The sequence below is a fragment of the Deltaproteobacteria bacterium genome (genome assembly GCA_016213065.1).
In the GTDB taxonomy this organism is placed as follows: Bacteria; UBA10199; UBA10199; order SPLOWO2-01-44-7; family SPLOWO2-01-44-7; genus JACRBV01.
This window is the reverse complement of record JACRBV010000076.1, coordinates 1-5,201: the sequence shown is the minus strand read 5'-3', so window position 1 is coordinate 5,201 and position 5,201 is coordinate 1. Positions and strand designations below refer to the sequence as shown.

General features: G+C 44.2%; 7 protein-coding genes. All 7 read left to right on the top strand.

Annotation, left to right across the window (positions count from 1 at the left end; genetic code table 11):
* Positions 1–561, top strand: a 561-nt coding sequence (locus tag HY877_04595) for a prolipoprotein diacylglyceryl transferase (protein ID MBI5299556.1), incomplete at its 5' end; no start/stop codon positions are given.
* Positions 558–1,208, top strand: coding sequence for a CPBP family intramembrane metalloprotease (locus tag HY877_04590; protein ID MBI5299555.1), 651 nt, complete (start codon positions 558–560; stop codon positions 1,206–1,208). The genes HY877_04595 and HY877_04590, both read left to right, overlap by 4 nt.
* Positions 1,209–1,395: 187 nt before the next feature.
* Positions 1,396–2,388, top strand: a complete 993-nt coding sequence (locus HY877_04585) for a tetratricopeptide repeat protein (protein ID MBI5299554.1) — start codon at positions 1,396–1,398, stop codon at positions 2,386–2,388.
* Positions 2,385–3,239, top strand: a complete 855-nt coding sequence (locus tag HY877_04580; protein MBI5299553.1) for a M48 family metallopeptidase — start codon at positions 2,385–2,387, stop codon at positions 3,237–3,239. The genes HY877_04585 and HY877_04580 overlap by 4 nt, the downstream gene beginning before the upstream one ends.
* Positions 3,236–3,988 carry a M48 family metalloprotease gene (locus tag HY877_04575; protein MBI5299552.1) on the top strand — a complete coding sequence of 251 codons (753 nt, stop codon included), beginning with the start codon at positions 3,236–3,238 and terminating at the stop codon, positions 3,986–3,988. Before HY877_04580 ends, HY877_04575 begins: the two co-directional genes overlap by 4 nt.
* Positions 3,943–4,473, top strand: coding sequence for a hypothetical protein (locus HY877_04570; GenBank protein MBI5299551.1), 531 nt, complete (start codon positions 3,943–3,945; stop codon positions 4,471–4,473). The genes HY877_04575 and HY877_04570 overlap by 46 nt, the downstream gene beginning before the upstream one ends.
* Positions 4,470–5,087, top strand: coding sequence for a hypothetical protein (locus HY877_04565; GenBank protein ID MBI5299550.1), 618 nt, complete (start codon positions 4,470–4,472; stop codon positions 5,085–5,087). Before HY877_04570 ends, HY877_04565 begins: the two co-directional genes overlap by 4 nt.
* Positions 5,088–5,201: the final 114 nt, after the last annotated feature.

The window sequence follows — 5,201 nt, the reverse complement described above, 5'->3', positions numbered from 1 at the left end:
TATTTCTGGCAGGGGGGATTTGTATCATGGGGGGCTTATATCGGGGTTTTACTTTCGTGGTATTTTTATTTGCGTTGGCGAAAGCAACCGATCTGGGCCTATTTTGATATTGCCTCTCTCTCATTTCCTCTGGCAATGTTTTTTGGAAGGGGTGGATGTCTGCTTGCCGGTTGCTGTTTTGGAAAGCCGACCGATTTTTTTATTCATCTCACGTTCACAAATCCGGCTTCGACCGCCTACAGTGTTTATCCCAATATTCCTTTGCACGCGACGCAAATTTATTTGATGGCGAATGTGTTGCTGATTCAGCTTATCGTCTGGTGGATTTCCAGAAAATACTGGCGTTTTCAGGGAGAGCTTTTTTCGATCATGATGATTCTTTATTCCGTAGGACGGATAGGAATCGAATTTTTAAGAGGGGATGTTGATCGGGGCGTTTATTTTGGCGGCATTATTTCCTCGGGGCAACTGGCCATGATTCCGTTTTTGATTGCGGGAATATATTCCTATTTTTATTTTAAACGTCTAGGATTGCCCGTGCCACAACGGATCACCTCATGAATAAAAAACTTTTATTCTGGCTGTTGGGTCTGACATTTCTCCTGTTAGTCAGTTTCAAAATTTCCCAGTTTTTTCTGCCGGAGAGTTGGGCCGCACTTTTGCTTCCCGCACTTTTGCTTTATGTCCCGTTTATTTATTTAAGCGCTCAGAAAAGACAAATCGATTTTCTGGACCGCTCATGGAAACAGTTTGCGGGAGGTTTGTTTGCTTTCGCGGTCGCTGTGCTAATCATTTTTCCTGTTTACTTTGTTTTTGCCCATACGTGGATGCTCCACATTTTTCATTTTCACGGATTTCAGTCGGCGCCATGGACCGCCTTTACGAATCATCTGGGTTTTCAATTTTTGGCCGTCGCCATTCCGGAAGAATTTTATTTCCGGGGTTTTCTGCAGGGAGAGTTGAATAACGTTTGGACAAAAAAATGGCGCATCTTGGGGGTTGATTTAGGATGGAGTTGGATTGTAACGGCGGCAGTCTTTGCCTTTGCGCACAGCCTGATCCAGCTTCAATGGTGGCATTTTTCAATCTTTTTCCCGGCACTTTTATTTGGCTATCTAAAAGAAAGAACCGGCTCCATCACCGCCCCCATATTATTTCACGTCTTCTCCAACTGTTTCATGGACTGGTTTTCCCATAGCTATTTTTAACCGCTCCCCAACAAAAGAAATCAACAGTCTCCCCAAATTGTTGCAGTTTTGATTCAATGTGAGTCATTTTGAGCCAATGCCGCATTCTCTCTCAAGGACAAGCATTTAAAATCAATAGCTTATTTGGATAATAGCGGTGGCACATTGCTTGCTATTTCATGCACGAGAATGGAGAAAAAACATGTCTATGAAACAGAAAAAAATGTGTTCGACTTTGAATGGTTGGTTCTGTGTTTCGTTAATGTTTGTGACGGGTCTGTCTGCCTGCGCCTACAAGGTTCCGGTGTTGCGGATAAAGGCCGCGAAAATGGACGTGGCGGGTGTTCGTAAAATAGGAATCATGGTGACGGAAACACTCTCATCCGAATCTAACAAAAATGTCCGGGAATTTGCTTCAAAAATTCAAGAAGCGCTTCAGATGAAACGTTTTTTTAGTGAAGTTCATCTGTTGGGCAATGGCACTTTGCATAAACAGATGGACGCTATTTTGGATGTTCATCCACAGAAGATGCAGGTTTCTGTTCAAAGCGGCATAGAAAAGCAGATTGTGGAGGAAGAAACAGGCAAAAAAATCATCGAGAACTATACTGAAAATGGGCAACAAAAAACACGCGAGGTTCCGGAAAAAATCAGAAAAATTTATGATGTCCCTTATGTTGAAAAAGAGACGGAAATTTCTCTGACTGTCGATTTTATTCCTTCAAAAAAGGGAAATTCCTCAAGAAGTATTACGTTGAAGAATTCTACGGAAACAAGGGCTTTGGGGATGGAGCAGATTCATTCAATCCCATCGGATGAGGTTTTGTTGAACTCCGCCTCAAATCCCCTTGTAACACAGCTTCTCGGAGATCTTATCCCGCAAATTGTTGCTGAAAAAATCAAATTGGCCACAAATCCGGATTGTGTGCGTGGTCTGCAAAAAGTGAAGCAGGGAGACTGGAAGGGAGCTTTGGAAAGTTGGCAGGCAGTGGCCGCTTCCAATCCCGCCAATCATGCCGCTTATTACAATATCGGTGTAGCCTTCGAGGCGCTGAAAAATTATTCCGCTTCAATATTAGCTTATCAGAAAGCGGTATCTCTTTCGGACCGTAAACAATACAAAAAGGCTGTGCTTCGTCTGAAAGATGTTATCAAAGAAAATGAACGGCTTAAAAATCAGCTAGAAGGCAGGCACTTGTGAAATTATACGGACTCTTATCATTCTCGATATTGTTGTTCGTTTCCACAAATATTTTGGCGTATCAGCGTGATGATGAGGTTCTTCTTAAACAGCAAAAACCTCATTTAAAATGGATGCGTCCAACAACAATTATTGAGAATCTTCAATGGGATATTCAATTAAAGAACGCTTTTTACGATGCTTATCTTTTGCAATTTAGGGATAAAAAAATCGGTGTGGATGTGGCCAAAGATAGGGCTTTGATAGCACGGCTAAACAAGGTGTTTCGGCGTTTGCAACCCAATTCTCTCATGGCAGATTTGCCGATGGAAGTGCATTTAGTGGACGATCCTTATGTCAATGCTGTTTGTTTTCCGGGGGGCGGAATTATTTTTTTCAAGGGGATTTTTGACCGGAAAGAAGGTTTGATTGATGCCAATGACGAGGATGAGATTGCCGCGGTGATGGCGCATGAAATGTCCCATGCGACTTTGCGCCATGGATATAAACAAATGAAAAATGCGCGGAGCGCCGTTATGGTCGGAGAAATTGTGGCGGCGGGTCTGGGCGGAAGTATGGGGGAAACTTGGGGAGGACTCTTTCAGCTCGCTTATTATCCAACTTTGGGTCTCTACATGTTGCAATATTCCCGTTCCGATGAAGCCCATGCGGATCTTGAAGGGTTGTATACCATGATGAAGGCCGGCTTTAACCCGGAGAAAATGGTTGCCATTTGGAAAAGAGCGGCGGAGAAAAATGGAAAATCAAAACACAGCATTTTTGACAGCCATCCATCCAATGGTGAACGTGTCAAAGCACTAACCGGGCATCTGGAGCAGATTCAAATGCATCAAGGGGGGGAAGGCAAATGAAAATCAGGCCACATTTGCTTTTATTGCTATTTCCACTTTTATTCGGTTGCGCCACTTTTGGTGTCTCGACGGGCACAAAGAACAGCTCCATGGATTTTTCCAAAGAAACCCTTCGCGACTCTGACATCAGCAGTTACGTCAACCAAATTACCCGGACCCTGGCTAAAAAAGAATCCAAAGAGAAGCTGGGGTTTTCGTCCATCAACGTAGATGTCTTAAAGACGAGTCGCATCCAAGGCATGTCTTTTTTTGACAGCCCTTCCATCGGTATCACTCGTGGCATGCTGAATGTTCTTGGGAACGAGGCGGAACTGGCGTGTTTGATTGGTCACGAGATCGGGCACAAAGTCCTCCATCGCCACCGGCAAAATTATGAACCTCGCAATAAGCTCGAGAAAATTTTTATTCCGGAGGATATAGCGAGAGCCAAGTGGAACCAAAGACAAGAGCAAGAGGCCGATGAATATGGAGCCGATCTGTGTCAAAAAGTCGGATACAATCCCTACGCTTTCCTTGATTTCATGGAGAGAATGGCTCGTTTTCAAAAGAGTGACTTTTTTTCTGCTATCAACGAACTAAGCGCTACTCACAAAGATTTTAGAAATCGCGCAAAGCATTTGGAACGGGTTATAAATTATCGTTCAATGAGCGCGTGCTCACCGCCGCAGGCCTATTGGCAGGGAGTGGAAAGGCTTGGCGGGAGGTGGCGCAGGGCTTTGAAACAACGCTCAAAGATGCGGCACTCATAAACAAGGTGGGACGTAGAACGGTAGCGGATGCGAATTATGCGCTAAGGCAAGCGGAGGAGATTGGGGAAGGAGCGCGACGGTGGGAGCGGCTGAGTGCAGATGAATTGAACGTCCGCCACGTTGCAAGAGGATACGAACCACCTTATAAACCAGGGACAAGAGTGATTTACAGAGAGGCAAAGGGAGAGGAAAAATATTTTAGGGTTCACCTTGATGATAATCAAAGTCAAAGAAAGGAATGGTTGATGAAGGAGGACCCCCGGAAATTTTCCAGAAAGGGATTGAAAGAGCGTTACTCACTTTCGGATAAATATCTGGAGGGCGGTGTATTTGTTTCTGAGGTCATTGTTAAAGAGGGAACGCCAATGAGAGTCAGTATTGCTGGCCGTAATAACTTTGGTCCAGGCGGAGGGATTCAGTGGGAAATTTTAGGAGGAAAGGAATGGCTTGAGAAAGCAACATTCAGTGAGGTGGGGAAACTATGACGAAAAAGCTATATTACGAGATAAAAGGGGAGGAACTTTTTAGAGATGGTCTCCGGATTTGTTTTGCTTACCGGCTTATTGAAAAAATTGTTGTGCTATCCGATGAGATTTATGTGTTTGAAGTACCTGGAGAAAAGGGTCCTTCCCGCAAGGTTTATTGTTTGAATCTCGAGGGGAAAGAGAAATGGATACTAATGGATGCTTCTCTGGAAGCAATCGCAGGGAATGCCGCTGTAATGACACCAGAGATTGTGTATGGGGAGCAACCGCCGGAGCTCACAGTGAGAGTGGTGAATGATTTGAATGTATTTTGCAAGGGGAGGTGTATTTTTACGGCTGTAAAATTGGTAGAATGGTTGATGTATTTGGATCAAAGGATTTATATATTGACTACTGAATATGGGACGGGACGAAATGTTTATTGTGTGTCTGAGGAGGGGAATTTATTGTGGCAAATTCCCCCCGCTGTGGGTCCTGTGGATCCCTCAGGACATAGTTTCTATACTTCCCTTTTCTGTCTTAGGGGTGAACCTTGGGCAGGGACATTTTCTGGTTTTGATTCTCGTTTGGATCCAAAGACAGGCAAAATTGTGGAGGAGATTTTTACCAAGTAGTCTGATGGTTCTTTGAAAAACAAGTGATTAAACCACTGCAGGCCTATTGGCAGGAAGTGGAAAGGCTTGGCGGGAGGTGGTCAATGGCATTGATTTGATCCTGAAGGATGCAAT

Excerpts from the sequence above, each read along its gene's own strand:
- HY877_04590 (MBI5299555.1), top strand. The coding sequence starts at position 558 with ATGAATAAAAAACTTTTATTCTGGCTGTTGGGTCTGACATTTCTCCTG.
- HY877_04585 (MBI5299554.1), top strand. The coding sequence starts at position 1,396 with ATGAAACAGAAAAAAATGTGTTCGACTTTGAATGGTTGGTTCTGTGTT.
- HY877_04575 (MBI5299552.1), top strand. The coding sequence starts at position 3,236 with ATGAAAATCAGGCCACATTTGCTTTTATTGCTATTTCCACTTTTATTC.
- HY877_04565 (MBI5299550.1), top strand. The coding sequence starts at position 4,470 with ATGACGAAAAAGCTATATTACGAGATAAAAGGGGAGGAACTTTTTAGA.